The 2,420-nt window shown below is 71.5% G+C and carries 2 protein-coding genes; both read right to left on the bottom strand.

Annotated features, from left to right (window positions below; all coding sequences use genetic code 11):
- Positions 1 to 11: 11 nt before the first annotated feature.
- Positions 12 to 1,607 carry an AMP-binding protein gene (locus tag AC0CYZ_RS12240; RefSeq protein ID WP_472215649.1) on the bottom strand — a complete coding sequence of 532 codons (1,596 nt, stop codon included), beginning with the start codon at positions 1,605 to 1,607 and terminating at the stop codon, positions 12 to 14.
- A 12-nt stretch (positions 1,608 to 1,619) separates the two neighbouring features.
- Positions 1,620 to 2,420: acyl-CoA dehydrogenase family protein (locus AC0CYZ_RS12235; protein WP_472215647.1), on the bottom strand; the 801-nt coding region annotated here is incomplete at its 5' end.

The raw sequence follows: 2,420 nt of genomic DNA, 5'->3' as shown, positions 1-2,420 counted from the left end.
GTGCGGGCAACTCAGCCTCCGTAGTGGTCGCTGTGGGCGTCGCGCACGACGTTCTTCTGGATCTTGCCGGTGGACGTGCGCGGCAGCTCGTCGACGACGATCACCGACTTGGGCACCTTGTAGCCGTCCAGCCGCTGCTTGAGAGCGGCCAGCAGCTCGTCCTCGTCGATCGCGGCACCGGGTTTCGGCACGACGACCGCGGTGATCGCCTCGCTCCACCGCTCGTGCGGCAGCCCGACGACCACCACCTCCCCGGACGTCGGGGAGGCGGCGTACACCGCCTTCTCCACCTCGATCGACGCGACGTTCTCGCCGCCGGTCTTGATGACGTCCTTGAAGCGGTCGGCGAACCACAGGACACCGTCCTCGTCGAACCGCCCGACGTCACCGGAGTGGAACCAGCCGTGCGCGAACGCCGCCTCGGTGGCTTCGGCGTTGTCGAGGTAGCCCGTCATCGTCGACGGGCCGCGGTAGACGATCTCGCCCTGCTCCCCCGGCGGCACGAGGTGCCCGTCCGGCCCCATGATCGCGACCTGGACCCCCGTCAGCGGCGTGCCGACCGCGCCGATGTGCGTGAGCTGGTGCTCGGGGCGGAAGAGCGTGGTGATCGGCGACATCTCGGTCTGGCCGAAGAGCAGCGCGAAGTCGCACCCGAACCCGTCGAGGCAGGCCTTGATCTGCGCCTCGGGCATCGGGGCCATGGCGTAGACGGCGCGTCTCAGGCTCGAGACGTCGCGGCGGCCGAAGTCGGGGTGCTCCAGCGCCGCGCGGTACATCATCGGCAGCCCGAACACCTGCGTGATCCGCTCGCGCTCGATCGTCTCGAGGAACCGGGCCGGGTCGAAGCCGCGGTGGACGTGGATGGTCGCGCCGACGACGACCGCGGGCGTGCAGAACGCGTTCAGCTGCGCGGTGTGGAACATCGGCATCATCGCGATGAACCGGTCGTCCGCGCCCCACCCGGAGTCCAGCGCGGCGGACATCGACTCGAGGTGGATCGCGAGGTGGGTGCCGACGACGCCCTTGGGGAACGACGTGGTGCCCGAGGTGTAGAGGTAGCTCAACGCCGCGCGGTCGGGGATCGCGACCTCGGGCGGCGAGGAGTCGTCGGCGGCGAGGTCGCTGAGGGTCAGCGCGGCGGCGTCGGTGACGGCGGACGTCAGCAGCTCCGGATCGTCGCGGGCGGTCCCGACGGCGAGGACGACCTCGGTGACGGTCGGGACCTGCGCGACCGCCTCGGCCATCGTCGTCGTGAGCTGGGTCTCGACGACCATCCCGCGTGCCTGCGAGTGCCCCAGGACGTACGCGACCTCGTGCGGGCGCCAGCCGAGGTTGATCGGTACGCAGACCACGCCGGTCTTGGCGCACGCGTAGTAGACGGCGAGGAACTCGGCGCTGTTGCCCGCGGCCAGCGCGAGCGCGTCGCCCACCTCGTAGCCGCGGGCCAGCAGCCCGTGCGCGAGCCGGTTCACCCACGCGTCGAACTGCGCGTACGACCAGCGGCGGTCACCGTCGACGACGGCGAGGTGGTCGGGCCGCGCGGCCGCCGAGCGCGTGAGCGCGTCGCCGACGTTGATCCGTTGGGCGAGATTGCGCTGGAGGTCCATCGCGGACTCCTCTCAGTAGGACCGCGGCAGACCGAGCGAGTGCTGGGCGACGTAGTTGAGGATCATCTCCCGGTTGACCGGCGCGATCCGCAGGAGCCGGGCGAGACCCCAGTAGGGGAGCAGCCCGTACTCCTGGGCGACCCCGTTGCCGCCGTGGGTCTGCATCGCGGCGTCGCACGCGGCGATGGCGGCCTCGGCGGCGGCGTACTTGGCCATGTTGGAGGCCTCGCCGGCCGGGAGCCCCTGGTCGTGCAGCCACGCGGCCTTCCGGGTCATCAGCGCGGCCAGCTCGGTCTCGATCTTGGCCTTCGCCAGCGGGTGCGCCACGCCCTGGTGGCTGCCGATCGGCCGGTCCCACACCTCGCGGTCGTTCGCGTAGCGGGTGGCGCGGCCGAGTGCGTAGCGGGCGATCCCGACGCAGAGCGCGGCCCCGGTGATCCGCTCGGGGTTGAGGCCGTGGAACACCTGGCGGAAGCCCTGGTTCTCGTCGCCGACCAGCGCCGACGCCGGCAGCCGGACGTCGTCGAACCGCAGCGTGAACTGCTTCTCGGGCAGCAGGACGTCGACCGGGAGCGGGATCTTCTGCAGGCCCGGGGCGTCCGTGGGGACGAGGAAAAGGCTGAGCTGGGCGTGGCCGCGCTCGTCGCGCCCCGTGCGCGCGACGAGCAGCAGGGCCTCGGCCTCGTCGACCCCGGAGATGTAGTACTTCTCGCCGCGGACGACCCACTCCTCCCTATCGGCGTGCTCCCCTTCTATGCGGCGGGCGGTCGTCGCGAGCTGGTGGGTGTTGGACCCGGCGTCGGGCTCGGTGAT

The organism is Actinomycetospora sp., from assembly GCF_055612215.1.
The sequence above is the reverse complement of the archived record's forward strand: the minus strand, read 5'-3'. Positions and strand labels throughout refer to the sequence as shown.

Coding starts and splice junctions, on each gene's coding strand:
- AC0CYZ_RS12240 (WP_472215649.1), bottom strand. CDS start 1,607: ATGGACCTCCAGCGCAATCTCGCCCAACGGATCAACGTCGGCGACGCG.